The following is an 18,389-nucleotide window of genomic DNA, read 5'->3' as shown; positions in this document are numbered from 1 at the left end:
TGTGTCAACAACTCAAACATCCATCGCTCAAAATGGCTTGTGCGTAAGTCCTAATTAAAACAAATCGAGTTGTTATTGTGCGGGAGAATCAGATTAAACTGTTCCGGGGCAGGGAAGCGTTTGGGATCGGCGGTAGTATGCTTGGCGGGTCCTAGCCAGTTTTTAGTTAGCGAGAACCTTTACCCCACTCAAGAAGCGTATTCCCTACTTAAGAAGTGTATTCTCTATGTACAGCAGGATGATGTCAGGCAAAAAGTGCCGCCACTTGAATAGAGTAGGAGTAGACATTGGAGAGGAGTTAGGCGGGTCTGGGCTTACCTACCCTACCACTGACCAGTTTTTGCGACACAACCTAAGCGCCTAACTATTTTAGTTGGTTATATTTCCCATATCGATACCTTCCTCTAACTCAACGGTCAAAACATTTAACTGCGTCTCTAACTCCTCGATCGTCGGTAAATTACCTTTCAAAGACTCTGGCAAAGCATCTCGAAGCTGATACGTCGAGACCCCGATCGGTTTGTTCACATCCCGCAGAGCATACTCAACGATTGTGTTGTCCTGTGTTTTGCACAAAACAATTCCGATCGTCGGATTATCTTGAGGATTCCGCATCAAATCATCGACGGCAGAAACATAGAAGTTCATTTTGCCAGAGAACTCTGGTTCAAACTCGACGGTCTTGAGGTCAATCACCACAAAGCAGTGCAGGCGGAAATGATAGAACAGCAAGTCCAATCTGTATTCCTTGCCACTGACTTGAATGGGAAACTGACTACCGATAAAGGCAAATCCTACTCCTAGCTCCAGTAAAAATTCTCGAATATGCTTAACCAACGCATTTTCTAGCTCCCGCTCTTGTGCTTCTTTGCCTAAGCTGAGAAAATCAAAGTTATAGGGATCACGCAGCACCTGTTGGGCTAAATCTGATTGTGGCTGAGGCAAGGTCTTCTGGAAGTTCGTCATTGCCTCTCCCTGGCGCTGGTATACTCCGCGCTCAAGTTGATGAATCAAAACGCTGCGACTCCAGCCTTGCTGAATTGTTTTTTGGATGTACCATAGGCGCTCTTGTGGATCTTTTACTTTGTCCAGCAACGTGCAGTTATGGAACCATGGAATTTGTCCAGCAACCTGCTGGACGATTGCTTCATCTGGATATGCTTCTGCAAGCGCTCGCATATAAAGAAGATTCGTTCGGGAAAAGCCTTTGATTGCTGGAAACTCCTTCTGCAAATCTTTAGCAAGCTTTGTGACTACTTTTGCCCCCTAACCCTGCTGCTGCTGCCGCAGTAAAATATCCTGCCCAATCTGCCAATACAGCAGCGTCAATTCCCGATTGACTGCAAGCGCAGCTCGTACTTGAGCAGTCCGAATGCGCTCTTTCAGCCCGTGCAGAAATGTTTCATAGTCTTCAGGGTGGAACAAATTAGTCATATAGCGAGCAGGCTTAAACGGGTTGGAAACTCTCAGGAAGACGGTCTCTAGAGAGCCAACAGTGATCACATTCCTTGTTCTAGAGTCAGTAGGTAATCATCGCCTCTAGTTGCGCGAGCAGATGTTCTAGCTGTTGAGTTTTGTCTGGGTTACTCCACAGCGTCTTATCTTTTTTGGCTAATTGAATTGTCTGGGTTAACCGCTGCTGAAGCGTTACTGGTTCGGCTAGCTTCGATTGGTTGTTAAGAGCTTTAAGCCGTTGCTTAATTTCAGACAGGCTGAGAGCATTGCCAACAACTTCTGTCAGCAGTTGCTGTCTGGTTTCTGTATCTTTGAGACTGGCAATTAAAATTCCTTTAGTATAATGAATTTTTCCTTGGCGAATCCCATCCAGGATCTCCTGTGGTTTTTTCAGCAGAGGCAGTCGTGTTGCGACAAAAGATTGCCAGGTGATTCGTCCAAAGGCATCAAAGATTTGTTTGACGAGTTCTGCTTCGTGGCTAACCAAAACGTTTTGGTTAGTTGTTCCTTTGGCGGCATTGTTCATGCGATAGAGCAGACTGACGACTTCTTCGGCGCTATATCCTAACTGAATTTCGAGTAGGCGTAAGGTATTGTCTAATTCCTCTAAAGCACTGAAGTCTCGGCGGTTGGAATTTTCTGATATGGCCGCATGAAAGGCAGTGCGATCGTCCCAATCGAACACCTTGGCTGGAACAGTCTCAAGCTCAATAATTCCGGCTGCTTTGAATCGGCGTAGTCCGGCAACCAGTTCATACTTGCCAGATTGATGGGAGTGGGGGCGCACCCAGAGTGGCGATCGAATGCCATTTGGCTTGATATCGTTCCAAGCCCACTGGTCTAATTCCTCTGGATCGTAGTAATGTCGGACTGGCTTACCATCAGGAACAAAAGTGAATGTGCAAAGAATGTCTTGGCATAAGATCAGTTGTTCCTTCGTTTCTTCAGCCACCTGAGTGATTTTCTGTGTCGCTGCTTGACCGAAGACAAAGCTCAATTCTTCATTGCCTGCGATTGCATCCTTCAACTTGCGTCGTGTTGTCATGATTCAGACTCAAATAATTTCAACGCTTCTATCAAAAGCTTTGTGTAGGCATTTGCAGCGGATTTAGGGGACGATCCTTTCATTCGAAACACCGTACTACCCTGTCCTGGTGCATCCTTGATACATTGTCGATCTGGAAGCACGGTGTTTAATAGAGGTAGAACGCCTCCTTGCAGAGCTTCCTGGGCTTCTCGCAGTAGAATCGTATTGTCTTTTACTGCATTTAAATACACCGCTGCGGATGGTAATCCCCCACGGATCTCTCTCGCTTGACGCACAAATTGCACAATCTTGCCAGTGCTCGCAAGGTCAATCATGGAATCTCGGCATGGAATCAAAACCAGGTTTGAACGAATGAGGACAGCCTTAGTCACCTCACTAGCATTGCCAGGTCCATCAATGATCACAATGTCATAGTGGTCACTTAGCTTGGGGAGTTCATCAAATAACTCCTCTGGGTCGCTGATGACTTTGCAAGGTAGCCCTAATTCTTTGAGCCAGTTCGATGAACTTTGCTGCCCATCCGCATCAACTAAAAGCGTAGAGTAGCCTTTTTGCGTAAACCAATCAGCAGCGTGAACTGCCCCCGTCGATTTGCCAGCCCCTCCTTTCTGGTTCGTAAATGCCAAAATTTTGGGTAGTTTAGCAGGAAGGCTTGCAGCTTCCCGAGGCTTTAATCTAGGCATGGGTTAAATAACCAAGTCTTATGGTTTGATGTTATCACTGATTTAGTAGGATGAAGCACAAAACTAACCAAAACGTTTTGGTTAGGCTGAATAGAAGTTGCAGTAGTTTGTAAAAGTCTGCGATAACAGAATAGCGGTTTGTTAATTCTCTTGAAAACGTTTCTTCACAGGAACAAAGCGGTCAAATTTCTATTACGTTGGTAGTAAAAGCAGCTTGTACAACGGTAATGGTGCTTCAGCCATCATTGGCTACGAATTTCAAGAGAGTGGCAGAAAGTGACTTGTATCTGGCTCCATATCGTTTAAATAAGAGTTGATCAGCCTTTCATGGGTTGAAACAACTAGGCGAACCAAAAGAATGTAGTTACAAAGTTTTACATGCAACTCTGATAACGGTAACGGAGCCCCTCACTTGTCTTTTGAATAGCCTCAGTGGATGCCGCTTGAAGTAGCAGTAGTAGATGAGATGCTGTTTAAGGGGAAGAAGGATTAGCAAGCGGTTCCAACTGCTTACTGACCTCATTCAGGTTAAACATTTCAGGATTGAACTCACGTCCGATCCACTCCTTGCGCTCCGAGTATTCTGGATGACGTGGATTCTGTAGAGTTTTTAGCAACGCTGTATAACCCCAACTACCACCACAATCTTCTGGCGGGCAGGCTCGTTTTCCTGCCAAACAAGTGAGATGGGGCTGTTCGGTCTGCAGCGGTGTCAGCTTTTCGACTGTAATTTGATGCACCCACTCATCACCAAAATCATAGACGTAGGAGAATGTGCACGATTCATCCAGGCTAAGCTGGTCTAAGCACAGGCTCTCATCCTCACTCAACGAAAAGCGATGCAGATGGTAATCTTCCCAGCCCATTGTGATCTGCAAAACCTGATGGAGCTGAGCTAAAGTTGTATTACCAAGCACTTGAAATCTACGCCAGAGCGCTGGACGAATGTCTTCTAGGACGACCTTCAGTTGATAAACTGTTGCCGACTGGGCGGCGGCGCTGGACGAGACGGACAAAGCGGAGGCTGACACGGTTGGACGCTTCTCGAATGCTTCACGCGCCACCACTTCACTGGCTGTTCCGGTCATAGCCAATTCGGGTTGTGCCGTTTGAGTAGACAGCACAATCTGGTCTTGGCCGGAAGCGATCGCACTGCTTGTTCCCATCACGGCATCAAACGCTGCCTCTGCTGCCGCTTGATCCGCTGCCTTGGTATAGCGTCGAAAGTTCTGCACTGATCGATGGCGCGTCAACGTCATCACATGATAGGGATTCATCCCCTTCAATACTAGATCCGTAGCAAAGGTGTGGCGAAACTGATGGGCATGAAACACAATCCCCGTTTGCTTAGCCAGCGCTGCCATCACCTTGCGAATGCCGTCATACCCTAACCGCTGCCAGCGATTACGTCGAGAATGGGAGGCAAACAGTGGACATGCCGACGACAGTTCCTCGCTCGTCAGTGCCCGCCACTGTAAATACTGTTCTAACACTGCCTTTCCCTGTGGTGACAAAGGCACAAAGCCTTTACTGTCTGCCTTCGCTTCGCAGATATGCAAGCGCCGCCCATCATAATCCGCCAGATTCAGTCGCGATACCTCTTCAGCCCGCAGTCCATGCAGGAGCACAAAAATGAGCGCCAAGTTCCGCTCTGGTAATGAACTAACTGCTGCTGCCTGCACAATCTGCTCCACTTCAGTCTCCGTTAAATTCTGTGCCTCTGGCTCCGCTAACTTCGGCAAAGCAACTTCAGTTGTGGGGTCAATGCTGACATAGCGCGATCGCACCAGCCAGCCATAAAAGTTCTTCAACGTCCCCAAAACGCGTCTAACGGTGGCATCAGAGAGCACTCGCTGGGTTGTGCCTTCCTCCTGCCGCAGAAGATGCGCCTTAAACTGAGCTACTTGACGCGGTGTGACTGCTGCCCACGCCGCGTCAGTCCAGTGGAGAAAAGACTGTAAGTCTTGTCGGTACGCCTTCTGACTCTTCGGAGCCAGCGAGCGCGCCTGCAAGAATTCCTCAACCCGCAAGCTTCTTAACTCCGTCGGCTCACTTAACTGGTTAGAACCCACTGCTTCAGCCTGTCTAGGAAAGGACTGAAGTGGCACGATAATAGGATCAGGAATGGTTTTACGAGGGTGCATGGAGTCGAGTGAAGAGTGTGAGGAGAAACGCTTGAGCGTCCAGCAGTGTTGAGCGATCGCCATTTCAAGGTGTGCGCTGCGTCTCTCTCCTACAATACCGCCTGCATCATATTCCGGTTAATTACTATTAGCTGGAATATACAAATGTAAGACGAAATTAGTGGAGTGGATGAGCACCAAATCTGAAAGGGCGGTAAAATGGGGGCTGTGAACTTGTTGGGACAAATGGCAATGGTTTCAGTTCCACCCAAACTCAATGTGATTGATGGGATCATTCACATTGAGCAGCACGACCCACCGCGATCGCCCAGAGACGTGTTGCCGACGATGTATGATCTGCCGAGTGAAGACCCGGAGGAGCCTGGTTTGCCCGACGAATTCCACGACCTCCAACCCCAACTCTTAAGCCGTACCCTCAGTTTGACGGGCTACAGCCGGGAGAATTGCTTCACTGCTTCTGACCTTAACCTTTACTACAATGTGCGGCATCCGTTGTGGCACAAGCGCCCAGATTGGTTTCTGGTGGTCGATGTGCCGCGCTTGTACGAGCAGCGAGATTTACGCCGCAGCTATGTGCTGTGGCAGGAGGGCAATCCGCCTACTGTGGTTGTGGAGTTTTTGTCACCGGGAACGGAAGCCGAAGATTTAGGGCGATTCTACGATGGAACGGTTGATGGTTCCGAGAGTGAGGCAACTACCTCTGTATCTAGTGCTGTCGCTTCAAACGAGGACAACGAGGCAACGAAGGCAAAACCACCAGGAAAGTTCGAGGTGTATGAAACGCGGTTGCGCGTACCGCATTACTTTGTCTACAACCGTTTCACCCAACGCTTGCGCTATTTCAAGCTAGAGGGGGGGCAGTATGGGGAGCAAACACTTAGTTCAGAACCACCATTGGTATGGCTGACAGACTTAGAGATTGGCTTGGGCATCTGGCAAGGAGAGTTTGAAGGGGTGACCGCCGCCTGGTTGCGCTGGTGTGATCAGGACGGACACTGGCTGTTGACAGACACTGAGCAAGAGCGACAGGCAAAAGAACAAGAACGGCTAACTCGAGAGCAAGCCCAGCAGCAATTTGAACAAGCTCAAACTCAACTACTGCAAGCGGCTCAGAATCTGCTAGCAACTGGAATGGAACTGGAGCAAGTGGCTCAGATATTGAATCTGTCGGAATCCCAAACCCAATCGCTCCGTTCTCTGGATTGAATTGGAACCTGCTACTCAAGCAATGAGTGACTTAGGAGAATGCCCCAACCCTATTTGACCTAATGACTCAACGGCACGATCAGATCAAAAATAGCTCAGAGACGGTATCAGTATCAGCTGCGCGAACGACCACGTCGCGCGTTTTTGAGATGCCGAAGGCTTTAACGCTACAGTCTAAGAAAATTCCAGACAAGTGCGTCCGCTGTGCTCTGCTCTCGATGGCGGAGGTACGATCGCTTCATGGAGCAGCAGGCGATGGGTGCTATGTCACTAAGGTGTGCCGCAGTCGCCGATCCTATGCGCGGCATCGTAACCTGCGCAATCAAACTCGCAGACAAAGACGGCATGAGACCTCATCGGAAACTAACGGTGCCAAAGCTGAAACTCAACCGACTGCTCAGTTAATTGTCTATCGGGCGACTCGCTACAACGCTCCAATTGATGGCATTGCGGCTGAGGTGCGGCAGGGAAAAACTAAACTGGCAACCGTTCAGCCAGTCTACTGTTTGGGATTATTACCGAAACAAATCGAGGCTTACATTGAGGCTATGCGGTTGGTGCTACAGCAGGACTATGGCATTGATAAGTTTGCAGGTGTCGTGCAGCAGTTACCGCGATCGTGGCAGGAATTAAAGGCTGCAAAGCAACGATCGCCCCGTCATCGCGAGATTAAGATTGACTTACCTGGGGTGACTGATAGTCACTCAGCCGTGCTGGAGATTTATCGTCAACCAGAGACTACTGCTGTTATTGCGCTCAAGACAGCAGTGTGGAGAGGGGCAACGCCAGAGAGCGGTACACCATTGCTCGACTGTCGCGGGCTGCTGCCGTCTCAAATTCATGCCTACCTGGGTCAAGTGCTCGCGTTGCTTCAATCGCGCTACAGTATTCGCTGGTTTGCTCGGAAAGTGCAACGGTCCCTCGAATCGTGCTTATCCTGGTTGGGACAGACAGAACAGACGAGCGAGGGGGAATCAGAACCTGAAGTCACGTTAGACCTTGACCCGCTGTGGTGGGAGTTGGAAACCAGTTTACAACAGCGTGACCTTCTTCCTGTACAAGCATTAGAGGTGGCGGCTGAGGGCATCTCCCAGATTGTGTTGCAGTTTGCTCAGTTTGCAGAGCTGGCGTTTGAGGAGTTGGAAGCCGTCGCGGAGCGTGGCGTGATACTAGCAGAGGATGTATTTAATCAGTATGTCCGCCAAACGATAGAGGTGGATTTAGAGCAGTTTATTGAACCTCTGGCAACGCTACCCAGAAAGCACTCGGAGCGACAAAAGATTAGGGAAGGAAATTCCGTCGTCGGGGAGTTAAATCAAGCGGCTGTGCTACAAGTGTTAGATGAGCAGATGAGCCAAGAACCAGAGTTAACAGAATCAGAAATCTTCAACGGAGCTTTGGCGTTGGCACACGAGGAAGATGTCTCAGCCTGGGGAGGGATGATCGCTCAGTGGATGCAGGAACACCAATCGTCATTACCTCTCCTGGAACTGGTGCAGGCAATGCAAATGCCGTTACTCAATACTTGGTTAGGAGTGCTGTTGAGCGACGAGTTTGTAGTGGAGCAGCGTGGACAGTTTTATGACTTAACGAGCGTGTGGATAACTGTGATTACCCACTCCGATCAATTTACTGAATCAAAATCCATGCCAACTAGACCATAACGCCACGCGATCGCCGTAGCTTGTGCCCGATCCGATACCTCCAGTTTTGCCAGAATGCTGGTGACATGATTGCGAATTGTACCTTCGGAGAGGTTGAGTCGATCAGCGATCGCGGCATTGGTCAAACCACTAGCAAGTAAACTCAACACCTGGCGCTCTCGCTGGGTCAGTAGCTCGACAAAAGTGACGCTGGGTGGCGCTCCATGCCGGACAACGTTGAACAGTTTGCCTGCTACCAGTGGATCAATATGGGTTTTTCCGGCGATCGTGCCTTCGATCGCGGCGATGATGTCTTCGCTGTTCGTGTCTTTCAAGAGATAGCCAGAGGCTCCAGCGCGAATCGCATCCACCACCCATTCATCCTGATCGTAAGTGGTGAGAATCAGGATGGGCAGGTGAGGATGTTGAGCTTTGATCGCACGAGTTGCGCTAACGCCATCCACAACTGGCATTTTCAAATCCATCAGTACCAGATCGGGCTGAAGCGATTTCACTAGCGAGACTGCCTGTTCGCCGTTCTGCGCCGTGCCAATCGTCTCGATCGTCGCCGCCGCATTGAGGACAACTTTGAGTCCTTCGCACACGATCGTCTGGTCATCGACAATTAACACTCGAATCATCTTCACACCTCAACCTGAAGCCATACCATTGTGCCCTGTTGCGGCGAACTGCGAATCTCTAGCCGACCGTTGATTAGCCGCGATCGCTCCTGCATCCCTGTGAGTCCATAATGACCTTTGGGAAGCGGTTTGTCTGGATTGAAGCCCATACCATCATCAATAATTTCCAGAATTAAATGATGATCGTGCTGACGGAGAGCCACACTAACCTGACTAGCATGGGCATGGCGCACGACATTGTTAACAGCTTCTTCAGCAATGCGGTAAAGCTGCTGTTCCAGGGCTGGATTTAAGCCAATCAACGAATCTGGTAAATCGAGGATCGCGTTCAGGGACGATCGCGCGGCTGCTTGCTCCACCAATTTTCGCAACGCCCCAACTAAACCGAGTGCTTCAACTGAGCTGGCGCGTAAAGCCTGTAAAGCACGGCGGGAGTCTTGCAGTCCGGCACGAGTTAATTCTTGAGTTTGCTTGAGCAATGCGTGGGCTGCCTGAGGATCTTGATCGAATAACACCTCTAATGCTTTTAGCTGCACGCTCAATGCACTCAAGGTATGGGCTAAGGTATCGTGCAATTCCCGCGCTAACCGATTGCGTTCCCGGCTGGTGGTTAACGCTTCTAATGTGGTTGCGTAGTCAGCCAGTTGAGCATTTTTCTGCATCAATTCCCGCCGCTGCTGGCGCTGCACTTTAGATAGCAGAATGATCGCCACTCCTGCCAGGGTAAACGTCATGGTGCGGTCAATGACATGACTGCTCATACTGCTAAAAATTGTGCCCTGCGCTGGGTCGAGCCAGTGTGCCAGCAGGAGAGTGGTTGCGCCCGTGCCCAGGATAAAGCTAACTAATGCCCGGTATCCATACTGCATACAGATGAACAGCAGAGGTAGCAACAGTTGGATATAGAGCCGTCGCGGATTGACCAATGCTGCATCGGGTGACAATCCAGCTTGCAGGTTCAAGTGAGTGGCGATCGCTTGACTCAGCAGAGGTTCGAGTGTGGCAATGACAATTGCGATCGGTAGATAAACTTCGCCTAACTGCCGCTGTGACCAGCGCGACGACAGGTAAATTAACAAAACGGTTGATTGCAACCAGGCTGCGATCGCTGAGTAATTAGATTGAAGGGTAGACCTGTGTGCTGTCACTACGAGAAACAACCCCAGCAACAGCCATTGCACACCTACAATCAGCCGAAACCCCCATACAATTCCAGGTTCAACGGATTCATGAGAGTGAAATAGCCGATTCAGTGGCACAACTCGCATCGTCGTTACTCTCGCGTCATTCTCACATTGAGTTCAACCTAACACGCTGCTCTCTATCCAACGAGGGAGCAGATGCTTGATCTACCATGACAAGACTCACAAAAAGTCATGAATCAGTGCCTAATGCCTGATGAGTAACGACACTGGGTAAGTTTTAGCCACCTTGATACCTTGAATGAGTTACGAGTTCTTAGCACCTAAATCAAGGAGTTATGCCATGAAATTTCTTTTATCTACGTCTCTGATTGGTTGTGTGTTCGCTCTCAATGTGGCGGCTGCATCTGCACGAGAAACCTACACACCCCGTAATCCAAATGTCGATGCAAATCCCAATGTGAATATTGGCAATCCGGCTCGCAATCCAAACCCAAATGTCAATCCCAATCCTCGGATCAACCCGACTCGCAACCCAAACCCGAACGTGAACCCCAACCCCAATCCCAATCCAAATCCCAATGTTAGCAATCCTAACGTCAATCCCGATTTCGATGCCAACCCTAACGTTAATGCAAATCCCAATGTGAATCTTCGACGCTAGTCGGCTGAGGCGATCGGCTTACCGAATGCGTTAGTTCCAACAGGATGAGTTAGTTTCAACTGGATGCGTTATTCCTAAGTAACGCTAATTCCATTGGGCTAACTCATTCGCCATGCAGTTATCAATTGGTTAAAACTAATGATGAAGCCCCTTCTTTTCTTCCTATCTGCGATCGCTTTAGGGTTACTAAGTTGTACGAACGCAGCGAAATTTCCTCCCGTTATTGCTCAGACTTCGGCATCTTCAGAGAACCCATCTATTGCCCAAACTGCGGCATCCTCTGGCTTACCCGTGCCGACGAATCCATTCTTGGCAGATTCACCCTGGGCAGTTCCTACAGGTGAGCGGGTGGTGTGGGGGGCAACGTCTACCCATATGTTCAAAGCGTTCGTTAAAGGTGATCAATTTAAAGTTGTTGCTGACTATCAGATTGACCGAGAAATTTTAGAAGTGAATTGGAGTTTGGCTGTTTTGAAGGGCAACAAAGTGATTGTGCCCGATCGCAATCAGCGACGGTTCCTGCGCTTTGCCGATTCTGATTCGAAGAACCCCCGATCGCCAATCAAGATAGAAGCTGTCTGGCAGATTCCGCCGCAGATTAAAGGGAAGTCAGTGCATTTCAACATTTGTCAGAATAAGTAAGTCGTCATCTTGGCAAAACCCCTCATTTTAACTTTGGAAGCTGAACAAACGTCTCAAGCTACGCGCGAACTGATTTTGGCAACGGCAGAGAGCCACTTGCGGCGCTACGGCTATGCCCGCACGACCGTGAGTGAGATCGCTCGTGCTTGTGGTATGTCTCATGCCAATGTCTACCGATTCTTCAAAGACAAGGCGGCAGTGATTGATGCCGTGACCGAGCAATGGCTCAGTGGAGTTGAGCAGGCGCTACAAACGATCGCTCAACAACCCACGACTGCCACAGACCGACTCACAGCCTACGTATTGGAGCTACATCGAATTAAACGGGCAAAATTGCTAGACGATCGGGAACTGTTTGAAGCATTCAGCGCCATTCTGCTTAAAGATCGCATCGTGGTTGAACATCATCTTCAGAGGCTTCACAGTATTCTCAAACAAATTCTAGCGGATGGCGTTCAATTGCAGGAGTTTCAGATTGCTGACCTCGATCGTGCGGCAGGGGCGATTCAGGATGCCACACTCAAGTTTCATCACCCGCTGATGATTGCCGAAGCGATCAACCAAGCAACTGAGGAGCAGGCAAGCACAGTGATTCAGCTCCTCCTTGTAGCGCTTAAGTCTGGCTGCATCTAATCCTTTTATGACAATTTTCATAGATTGTCACTTGTCACATTAGAGTAGGTACGCTATGGTTTAGGCAAGTAGTTACAGATTACAGTTTTTGTAATTCGTTTGAGGGAGGGCAACATGAAGGCATTTGTCACAGGTGGGTCAGGGTTTGTGGGGCAGCACATGATTTCCCTATTGCAGGAGCAGGGGTACGAGGTGAGGGCACTTGCCCGTTCAGAGCGAGCCGCTGAACGAGTGGCAGGATTAGGAGCAACGGTTGTACGAGGAGATTTACTGGATGAGGTGCCTATGGCTGAAGGAATGCAGGGCTGTGAAACCGTGTTCCATGTTGCAGGCTTTCTCAGCGGTTGGGGAACCTATGAGGCGTTTTACGAGGCGAATGTACTGGGCACTGAGCGGACGATCGCGGTGGCAAAAACGGCAGGAGTGAGGCGGTTTGTTCAAATTGGGGCATCGGCAGTGGTAATGCATCCTGGGTCGGTGCTGAACGCGGATGAGGCATTGCCACTGCAAACCGCATCCCCTTTGCCCTACATTGCAACCAAAGCGATCGCAGAACAACGCGTGATTGCTGCCAACGCTCCGGGCTTTGTCACATCCGTGGTGCGTCCTGCCTGGATCTGGGGCAAGGGCGACCATGCGGTTCCACAACTGGTAGCGGCAGTGAAGCAAAAACAGTTTGTCTGGATTGATGGCGGCAACTATCCCTATGTCACTACGCATGTTCGTAATGTCTGTCATGGAGCGATTCTGGCAGCAGAACGCAGTTCCGGGGGAAAAGCTTATTTTCTAGGAGACGATGAGCAGGTGCAGTTTCGAGAATGGGTGACTCAACTTTTGGCGATCGCAGGAGTGGCTCCCGGAAACTTGAGTGTGCCTTATGGCTTCGCTTGGAACGCGGCGGGACTGCTGGAAACCATTTGGAAGCTAACTCATCGGGCTGGAGTGCCACCGCTGACCCGGACAATGGTGCGCTTGATTGGTCAAGGATTCACGTTTAGCGATCAGAAAGCCCGTGAGGAGTTGAGATATACGGCGATCATTAGTCGTGAACAGGGTCTAGCCGAGTTGAAAGGGGTGCGATCAAGACAGTTCAGCTTTAATTCGTGAAGGGGCGATCGCCCAAACTCGCTGAAGCAAATAGGTGGAACTTAGCTGTAGATTCATCCTTGAGGCAACACACAGCAGGGTTGCTGTGCTTCTATAGGCTTAGCAGTTCCACGTAGCCCGGTAGCTGTTTTATACGAGCGAGCCAAGCTGTCACGTTTGCATAATTGTCTAAAGCGATTTTCCCGTCAGCAGCTAGGGCAATGTAAGGGAAGCAAGCGATATCTGCGATCGTTGGGCAATTCAATTCCAACCATTGTCGCCGTGCTAGATGTTGGTTAATAGCTGTCAGGATTGTATGAGATCGTTGTGTTGCCGTCTCAATATCTAATTGCCGACCAACCAGATGATAAGCTCGTGCTGCTGCAAGTCCTTGTTGAATATCGTGAGCTGCTGTAAAGAGCCATTGCATTACCAAACTCATGGGTTCTGCTTCACTTGGCAACCAGCTATTTCCACCATAGCAACGTGCTAGATACACTAGAATCGCCTGCGACTCCCGGATCATAGTATTTTCATCAACTAACACTGGAACTTGACCAAATAAATTCAGTCTCAAGAACTCTAACGATTTATGCTCGCTACTTTTGAGGTCTAGGGATATAATCTTATGCTCTAGGTTCAGCAACGAAAGCATCAGACGGGCTTTATAACAATTTCCAGATAATGCAAAGTCATACAGCTTTAGCATTCAACTAATTTCCCTCACTCTATTGATGCAACTGCCCTCATTAAATCATTCTGCAATTCTGTTGTCATACTGGATAGTGCGAGATAACGTTACCAGCCAAGCAGTCTGACAACGCCATGCACCGACCGCTGAGATCTGGTCAGTTATGATGCAGAGGTTATCTGTAGCGGGTGGTAGGCAACGCTACTATTGCAGACTAGTGGGTGCAGTGATTACCAACTCCGTGTGATGCGCGATCGCTCGATACCTAGAGAGTGCTTGGTGAGCCAACCTCATGGAAAAGTCGAGGAAATACTTGACAAAGCTAATACTATTCGCTTTTAGTAAATAGTGTTAGCTAACCTGAGTTTGCCGTGGGTCGTCCAATCAAAGAAAAATCTCTAACTCAACGCGACATCATTGCCGCCGCGATCGCCTGTGTGGAGACCGATGGAGAGGCGGCTTTGGGCGTGAACCGGGTGGCGCGAGAGTTGGGAATCACACCCCCATCGATTTACAAACATGTCGAGAGCGGGGCAGTCTTACGGCGACTCGTGGCGCTGGAACTTTGGCGGCGATTCTTAGCATTGTGCTGTCAGTCAATTGAGGGCATAAGCGATGCTGCTGCCCTGCTGAAAACGGTGGCGCATACGGCTCGGAATTTTGCTCGATCGCAACCTGCACTCTACAACGTCATGACGGCAATGCCTCTACACCCGACCGATCCAGAGTGTGTGCCCATTGTTCAAAGCATCCTGACCTTTTATCGGCGAGTCCTCCAGCCTTACAGTTTCACCCAGCAAGAAACCATTCATGCAATGCGAATGTTAAACGCCGCTTTCTATGGATTTGTAGCGACCGAGCAAGCCGGGTTGCTCACCCTAGAGCCATCAACGGAGGAAAGCTACGACGTGATGATCAATGCCTTGATCAAGGCCATCCAATACATCCGACAAGAGCGAGGTGAATAATGACGATTGAAATGCCGATGGATCAGTATATTCAAGTGGATGGAGTTAAGACCCGTTACTGGGCATTGGGTGAGCAGGGTGCGCCCGTGTTATTGATTCATGGTCAAGCAGGGGCGATCGACTACTGGTACAAAAATGTCTTTACCCTGGCACAGCACCATCAGGTTTACGCGCTTGATTGGGTCGGCTCTGGCAAATCTGACAAGCCTCAAACAACGTACACGATTCAGGATCTGAGTCAATTCATTGTTCACTTTATGGATGCAGTCGGCTTATCCCGTGCGTCTCTCATTGCGGGTTCTATCGGTGGTGCAATTGCCCTGAAGATAGCGTTGGCAGTGCCTGAGCGGGTGGATAAGCTAGTTTTGATTGGCGTGGGCGGTTTGGGCAAGGAAGTTGCATTTCCAGCACGACTGACCTCACTGCCGATCATGGGAGAACTGCTGAATCATCCCAGCCCTGGTGCCGCGAGATTTATGATGCAGCAATGTGTTTATGATCCAGACCCTTACTTAAATAACAGCGAATTTATGGATCTGGTACTGCGGAATATATCATCTGAGATTTTGCAATTTCAGACTCGCACCTTTCGGACGATGGGAAACGTCTTCGGGATTAAGTCAGAGTTTTTACGAACTGTGCGCGATCGCCTAGCTGAGATTCAATCACCCACGCTGATTGTATGGGGCAAACAGGATCGAGCCTTTCCCGTCAGTCATGCTGAAGTGGCAGCGAAGGGCATTCCGAATGCTAAATTGCAGGTGTTCGATCGGTGTGGACACTTGCCCTATTTAGAGTATGCCGATGAATTTAATCGCTCAGTGCTCCAGTTTCTAGCGAGTTAGCGTGGCACAACCTCACAAGTCGCTGAACGTAGATTCATCATCTTCAGCAGAGGAGGACGATGAATCTACCGAGTGTTGGCAACTCACCAGCCCCAAAAGTTGGGAGTCGCAAAAGTTAGTTATAGTGCGGCGAGTTCAAGAAACGACTGGCTTCTTCAGTGACGTTGCCATCGAAAATTCGAGTTGTGAAAGCTGCCCCAATTTTCTTTGCCTCTGTGGGAAAGTAGTCGTAGGCAAACGCTTGAGCGTTTTCAAGCGAATCGAATTCATAAAAGCCACCGACCGAGTTGTTTTGCACACCGCTCAACCAGGTTTTGTTCTGAAGACCTTTTTGGGCTTTCAAAACCGGGTTGAGTTCACGCCACGGAGCTCGATCAAACGGTACAGAAAATTGCACTTCAGTGTAGACAAAAAACTTGCTCATTCCTTTACTCCACAATGTAGTTCCTTGCTCGAAGTGAAGCCCGGACTCACAATCTCACTGTAGGCGTCTGCTATCATTGCGTCAATAATGTACTTTTTCGGTAGATACTCTCGAAAAGGAAAGTATGGAATGACCTCAAAAGAACGCTATACGCTATGCCCGGTGGATGCTGCGATCGCTCTGATGTCGGGAAAGTGGAAACCGCGCATTCTTTGGAAACTGCACCTCTACACGGTTTTACGCTACAGCGAATTCCAACGGGAGATGCCCAGCATCACTCACAAAATGCTCGCCCAACAGTTACGGGAGTTGGAACGGGATGGTTTAATCACTCGAACGATGTATGCAGTTATGCCGCCGAAAGTTGAATATCGACTCTCGGAGTTTGGCCAGACGCTGGCTCCAGTGATTGATATCTTAGTCACCTGGAGTCGAGATCATGAAACCGAAGTACGGGCGATTTTGGAGCGAAAGGAGTTGGCTGAGCATGTATAAGTTAGACCACTCAACAATTTTGAGAGAGCATTCCTAGAACGCAAAGCAATCACAGCCAATACCGCCCCAAAAGTTTGATAAGGAGCCAGCCGTGCTGAGCGTTGAGGATGCCGTTCGACAAGTAGCTCTGTGAAAGTGATTGCACAAGGCAGTGCATAGGTGAATTGCTTTTGCCGCGGCAGGAACCGCTGGAGCAGAGTAGTAACCACCATAGGTTGCAACAGGCGACCACTCCGGCAACACAGGAGTAGAAGGTGGGTCAAGGTCTTTGAACTCTTTGGCGGCATAAACAACCCTGCCACCCACGATCGTCATCACCGACTCCAACCCTTTAATTCGCTCGGCTGGAATTGAGAAGAAATCTTCGGAGAGGACGGCTAAGTCTGCAAGTTGACCGGGAGCAATCGCCCCTTTCTTGCCTTCCTCGGACGAGAACCAACTGCTGCCCACCGTGTAGAGGCGTAGTGCTGCCATGCGATCGAGCCGATTAGCTGCGGGATATAGCGCAGTACCCCCCACCGTTTTACCGCTCACCATCCAGTAGAGAGAGACAAAGGGATTGTAGGATGCGACACGGGTTGCATCGCTTCCAGCTCCAACGGGAACATCCAGCTCTAGCATCCGAGCGATTGGAGGAGTACGTTCAGCGGCTTGCTTACCATAGCGATCAATGAAGTAATCACCCTGAAATGCCATCCGATGTTGCACAGCAATGCCGCCGCCTAACGCTTTGACTCGTTCAATGTTGCGATCGCTAATCGTTTCAGCGTGATCAAAGAACCAGTGAAAACCATTAAACGGAATCTCTCGATTCACATCCTCGAATACATTGAGAAAGCGATCGATCGACTCGTCATAAGTAGCATGTAATCGGAATGCCCAACGATTTGCTGCCAGCAGTGATACGACGCTCTTCAGTTCTGCCTCTAGCGAATCTGCCAAGTTGGGACGGGGTTCCAGAAAGTCCTCAAAGTCAGCGGCAGAAAAGACCAGCATTTCCCCTGCCCCATTCATTCGGTACAGGTCGTCGCCGTTGCCCGGTTTAGTCATCGTGATCCACTCGGCGAAGTCTTCTCGTTCCTGTTTCGGTCGCTGAGTAAACAAATTGTAGGCAACGCGAACCGTTAACTTAACCCTGTTTGTGTAGGTCATCAATCACCTGATAGTCGTCGGGATAGTTCTGAAAACCGCCGCCAGCATCGATCGCGCTGGTAATGCCCAAGCGATTCATTTCCCGCATAAAGTGGCGAGTGGAATTAACCTGATACTCGTAGGGCAGTTTGGGTCCTTTTGCCAAGGTTGCATAGAGAATCATGGCATTCGGACGGGCAATTAGCATTCCGGTGGGATTGCCGTTGCTGTCATGCTGAATTTCTCCGGCAATGGGTTGAGGTGTGTCTTTGGTGTAACCTACCGCTTTGAGAGCCGCGCGGTTGAGTGATCCAACCCATAATTAATGATCGCTTGTTGGGAGACGACGCTAATAGTGGCTCCAGCTCCAATACCCTGAATGGTTTTCGTCATCTGTGCAGCAACGTCGGGTTTTGCTAGATCTGCGATCGATCGCACGGCTGCTTCCGGCACGTAGTCGGGTACGCCCCAAAAGAAATAGGCGTTTTCATACAGCGTTGCTAGCTGTACCGCTTGATATTTAACCGCATTCCAGTAATTCGCGTGGGCTTCCGGCAACCAAGCCGCCACCAACAGATCCACTTCACCCGTTCCTAATAGCGGAAAAATTTGCTCGTGCGGACCTTCTCGCACCGTCACCCCATAACTGAGACGTTCCAGGAGAATTTGAATCAGTGCCGCCTTTACCTGGTAAAACGACAAACCGACTTGCCCCAACACGATCGTCTGTGGACGAGCCGCAGTTTGAGACAGGCTGTGATGGGTCAGAATGGTACTCATAGGTAAACCAACAGCGAGGGCAGTGACAAACTGTTTGCGCTTCATAGGTAATAGATCCAACTTAATTG

At 49.6% G+C, this 18,389-nt stretch carries 21 protein-coding genes and 1 pseudogene; 9 read left to right on the top strand and 13 right to left on the bottom strand.

Features of this window, described 5'->3' with window-relative positions:
* Nucleotides 1-369 precede the first annotated feature (369 nt).
* From AC5JLP_RS22335 to AC5JLP_RS22310, 6 genes and pseudogenes are all read right to left on the bottom strand, one after another.
* Nucleotides 370-1,014 carry a PDDEXK nuclease domain-containing protein gene (locus AC5JLP_RS22335; RefSeq protein ID WP_496070163.1) on the bottom strand — a complete coding sequence of 215 codons (645 nt, stop codon included), beginning with the start codon at nt 1,012-1,014 and terminating at the stop codon, nt 370-372.
* Nucleotides 991-1,254, bottom strand: a pseudogene (locus AC5JLP_RS22330) (DUF1016 N-terminal domain-containing protein); the annotation flags it as partial. The gene AC5JLP_RS22335 and the pseudogene AC5JLP_RS22330, both read right to left, overlap by 24 nt.
* Before the next feature lie 12 nt (nt 1,255-1,266).
* Nucleotides 1,267-1,434, bottom strand: a complete 168-nt coding sequence (locus AC5JLP_RS22325; RefSeq protein WP_496070159.1) for a DUF1016 N-terminal domain-containing protein — start codon at nt 1,432-1,434, stop codon at nt 1,267-1,269.
* An 85-nt stretch (nt 1,435-1,519) separates the two neighbouring features.
* On the bottom strand, nt 1,520-2,500 hold the full coding sequence (locus AC5JLP_RS22320) for a ParB/RepB/Spo0J family partition protein (protein ID WP_496070158.1): 981 nt from the start codon (nt 2,498-2,500) through the stop codon (nt 1,520-1,522).
* Nucleotides 2,497-3,186, bottom strand: a complete 690-nt coding sequence (locus AC5JLP_RS22315; protein WP_496070157.1) for an AAA family ATPase — start codon at nt 3,184-3,186, stop codon at nt 2,497-2,499. Before AC5JLP_RS22315 ends, AC5JLP_RS22320 begins: the two co-directional genes overlap by 4 nt.
* A 473-nt stretch (nt 3,187-3,659) precedes the next feature.
* Nucleotides 3,660-5,393: an IS1096 element passenger TnpR family protein gene (locus tag AC5JLP_RS22310; protein WP_496070156.1), complete on the bottom strand. Its 1,734-nt coding sequence runs from the start codon at nt 5,391-5,393 to the stop codon at nt 3,660-3,662.
* Nucleotides 5,394-5,561: 168 nt separating this feature from the next.
* Here AC5JLP_RS22310 and AC5JLP_RS22305 point away from each other — a divergent pair, with 168 nt between their 5' ends.
* Complete coding sequence (locus tag AC5JLP_RS22305; RefSeq protein ID WP_496070155.1) at nt 5,562-6,536, top strand: Uma2 family endonuclease; 975 nt, start codon at nt 5,562-5,564, stop codon at nt 6,534-6,536.
* Between the two features lie 149 nt (nt 6,537-6,685).
* Nucleotides 6,686-8,200, top strand: coding sequence for a hypothetical protein (locus AC5JLP_RS22300; protein ID WP_496070154.1), 1,515 nt, complete (start codon nt 6,686-6,688; stop codon nt 8,198-8,200).
* Here the strand turns inward: AC5JLP_RS22300 and AC5JLP_RS22295 are convergent.
* Together AC5JLP_RS22295 and AC5JLP_RS22290 are read right to left on the bottom strand one after the other, a co-directional pair.
* Nucleotides 8,161-8,820, bottom strand: coding sequence for a response regulator (locus AC5JLP_RS22295; RefSeq protein ID WP_496070153.1), 660 nt, complete (start codon nt 8,818-8,820; stop codon nt 8,161-8,163). The genes AC5JLP_RS22300 and AC5JLP_RS22295 overlap by 40 nt on opposite strands.
* A 2-nt stretch (nt 8,821-8,822) precedes the next feature.
* Nucleotides 8,823-10,088, bottom strand: coding sequence for a sensor histidine kinase (locus tag AC5JLP_RS22290; protein WP_496070152.1), 1,266 nt, complete (start codon nt 10,086-10,088; stop codon nt 8,823-8,825).
* A gap of 217 nt (nt 10,089-10,305) precedes the next feature.
* Here AC5JLP_RS22290 and AC5JLP_RS22285 point away from each other — a divergent pair, with 217 nt between their 5' ends.
* From AC5JLP_RS22285 to AC5JLP_RS22270, 4 genes are all read left to right on the top strand, one after another.
* Entirely contained in the window at nt 10,306-10,626 is a 321-nt protein-coding gene (locus tag AC5JLP_RS22285; protein ID WP_496070151.1) for a hypothetical protein, read from the top strand.
* A 138-nt stretch (nt 10,627-10,764) separates the two neighbouring features.
* Nucleotides 10,765-11,268: a hypothetical protein gene (locus AC5JLP_RS22280; RefSeq protein WP_496070150.1), complete on the top strand. Its 504-nt coding sequence runs from the start codon at nt 10,765-10,767 to the stop codon at nt 11,266-11,268.
* A 33-nt stretch (nt 11,269-11,301) separates the two neighbouring features.
* Entirely contained in the window at nt 11,302-11,901 is a 600-nt protein-coding gene (locus AC5JLP_RS22275; RefSeq protein ID WP_496070149.1) for a TetR/AcrR family transcriptional regulator, read from the top strand.
* Between the two features lie 114 nt (nt 11,902-12,015).
* Complete coding sequence (locus tag AC5JLP_RS22270; protein ID WP_496070148.1) at nt 12,016-13,008, top strand: NAD-dependent epimerase/dehydratase family protein; 993 nt, start codon at nt 12,016-12,018, stop codon at nt 13,006-13,008.
* 91 nt (nt 13,009-13,099) lie between these two features.
* Here AC5JLP_RS22270 and AC5JLP_RS22265 read toward each other — a convergent pair whose 3' ends face one another.
* Nucleotides 13,100-13,696: a glutathione S-transferase family protein gene (locus AC5JLP_RS22265; RefSeq protein WP_496070147.1), complete on the bottom strand. Its 597-nt coding sequence runs from the start codon at nt 13,694-13,696 to the stop codon at nt 13,100-13,102.
* 353 nt (nt 13,697-14,049) lie between these two features.
* On the opposite strand from AC5JLP_RS22265, the gene AC5JLP_RS22260 reads away from it, so the two are divergent.
* Together AC5JLP_RS22260 and AC5JLP_RS22255 are read left to right on the top strand one after the other, a co-directional pair.
* Nucleotides 14,050-14,646 (top strand): TetR/AcrR family transcriptional regulator, encoded by a 597-nt coding sequence (locus tag AC5JLP_RS22260; RefSeq protein WP_496070146.1) that lies wholly within the window; start codon nt 14,050-14,052, stop codon nt 14,644-14,646.
* Nucleotides 14,646-15,491, top strand: a complete 846-nt coding sequence (locus tag AC5JLP_RS22255; RefSeq protein ID WP_496070145.1) for an alpha/beta fold hydrolase — start codon at nt 14,646-14,648, stop codon at nt 15,489-15,491. The genes AC5JLP_RS22260 and AC5JLP_RS22255 overlap by 1 nt, the downstream gene beginning before the upstream one ends.
* Before the next feature lie 115 nt (nt 15,492-15,606).
* Here the strand turns inward: AC5JLP_RS22255 and AC5JLP_RS22250 are convergent, their stop codons facing one another.
* Complete coding sequence (locus AC5JLP_RS22250; protein ID WP_496070144.1) at nt 15,607-15,915, bottom strand: hypothetical protein; 309 nt, start codon at nt 15,913-15,915, stop codon at nt 15,607-15,609.
* Between the two features lie 129 nt (nt 15,916-16,044).
* On the opposite strand from AC5JLP_RS22250, the gene AC5JLP_RS22245 reads away from it, so the two are divergent.
* Nucleotides 16,045-16,410: a winged helix-turn-helix transcriptional regulator gene (locus AC5JLP_RS22245; RefSeq protein ID WP_496070143.1), complete on the top strand. Its 366-nt coding sequence runs from the start codon at nt 16,045-16,047 to the stop codon at nt 16,408-16,410.
* Nucleotides 16,411-16,443: 33 nt separating this feature from the next.
* Here the strand turns inward: AC5JLP_RS22245 and AC5JLP_RS22240 are convergent, their stop codons facing one another.
* Genes AC5JLP_RS22240 through AC5JLP_RS22230 form a run of 3 tightly spaced genes read right to left on the bottom strand, consistent with a single transcriptional unit; the run spans nt 16,444 to nt 18,366 of the window.
* Nucleotides 16,444-17,562: an amidohydrolase family protein gene (locus AC5JLP_RS22240; RefSeq protein WP_496070142.1), complete on the bottom strand. Its 1,119-nt coding sequence runs from the start codon at nt 17,560-17,562 to the stop codon at nt 16,444-16,446.
* Nucleotides 17,540-17,794, bottom strand: a complete 255-nt coding sequence (locus AC5JLP_RS22235) for an amidohydrolase family protein (protein WP_496070162.1) — start codon at nt 17,792-17,794, stop codon at nt 17,540-17,542. Before AC5JLP_RS22235 ends, AC5JLP_RS22240 begins: the two co-directional genes overlap by 23 nt.
* Nucleotides 17,795-17,820: 26 nt before the next feature.
* Complete coding sequence (locus AC5JLP_RS22230; RefSeq protein WP_496070141.1) at nt 17,821-18,366, bottom strand: glycine betaine ABC transporter substrate-binding protein; 546 nt, start codon at nt 18,364-18,366, stop codon at nt 17,821-17,823.
* Nucleotides 18,367-18,389 lie beyond the last annotated feature (23 nt).

The sequence above is a fragment of the Stenomitos rutilans genome (assembly GCF_059505485.1).
Note: the sequence above shows the minus strand (reverse complement) of the source record. Positions and strands in the feature narration are given on the sequence as shown.

Excerpts from the sequence above, each read along its gene's own strand:
- AC5JLP_RS22290 (WP_496070152.1), bottom strand. The coding sequence starts at position 10,088 with ATGCGAGTTGTGCCACTGAATCGGCTATTTCACTCTCATGAATCCGTT.
- AC5JLP_RS22320 (WP_496070158.1), bottom strand. The coding sequence starts at position 2,500 with ATGACAACACGACGCAAGTTGAAGGATGCAATCGCAGGCAATGAAGAA.
- AC5JLP_RS22325 (WP_496070159.1), bottom strand. The coding sequence starts at position 1,434 with ATGACTAATTTGTTCCACCCTGAAGACTATGAAACATTTCTGCACGGG.
- AC5JLP_RS22295 (WP_496070153.1), bottom strand. The coding sequence starts at position 8,820 with ATGATTCGAGTGTTAATTGTCGATGACCAGACGATCGTGTGCGAAGGA.
- AC5JLP_RS22240 (WP_496070142.1), bottom strand. The coding sequence starts at position 17,562 with ATGACCTACACAAACAGGGTTAAGTTAACGGTTCGCGTTGCCTACAAT.
- AC5JLP_RS22305 (WP_496070155.1), top strand. The coding sequence starts at position 5,562 with ATGGTTTCAGTTCCACCCAAACTCAATGTGATTGATGGGATCATTCAC.
- AC5JLP_RS22230 (WP_496070141.1), bottom strand. The coding sequence starts at position 18,366 with ATGAAGCGCAAACAGTTTGTCACTGCCCTCGCTGTTGGTTTACCTATG.
- AC5JLP_RS22300 (WP_496070154.1), top strand. The coding sequence starts at position 6,686 with ATGCCGAAGGCTTTAACGCTACAGTCTAAGAAAATTCCAGACAAGTGC.
- AC5JLP_RS22310 (WP_496070156.1), bottom strand. The coding sequence starts at position 5,393 with ATGGCGATCGCTCAACACTGCTGGACGCTCAAGCGTTTCTCCTCACAC.
- AC5JLP_RS22270 (WP_496070148.1), top strand. The coding sequence starts at position 12,016 with ATGAAGGCATTTGTCACAGGTGGGTCAGGGTTTGTGGGGCAGCACATG.
- AC5JLP_RS22280 (WP_496070150.1), top strand. The coding sequence starts at position 10,765 with ATGATGAAGCCCCTTCTTTTCTTCCTATCTGCGATCGCTTTAGGGTTA.
- AC5JLP_RS22250 (WP_496070144.1), bottom strand. The coding sequence starts at position 15,915 with ATGAGCAAGTTTTTTGTCTACACTGAAGTGCAATTTTCTGTACCGTTT.
- AC5JLP_RS22315 (WP_496070157.1), bottom strand. The coding sequence starts at position 3,186 with ATGCCTAGATTAAAGCCTCGGGAAGCTGCAAGCCTTCCTGCTAAACTA.
- AC5JLP_RS22285 (WP_496070151.1), top strand. The coding sequence starts at position 10,306 with ATGAAATTTCTTTTATCTACGTCTCTGATTGGTTGTGTGTTCGCTCTC.
- AC5JLP_RS22255 (WP_496070145.1), top strand. The coding sequence starts at position 14,646 with ATGACGATTGAAATGCCGATGGATCAGTATATTCAAGTGGATGGAGTT.
- AC5JLP_RS22245 (WP_496070143.1), top strand. The coding sequence starts at position 16,045 with ATGACCTCAAAAGAACGCTATACGCTATGCCCGGTGGATGCTGCGATC.
- AC5JLP_RS22265 (WP_496070147.1), bottom strand. The coding sequence starts at position 13,696 with ATGCTAAAGCTGTATGACTTTGCATTATCTGGAAATTGTTATAAAGCC.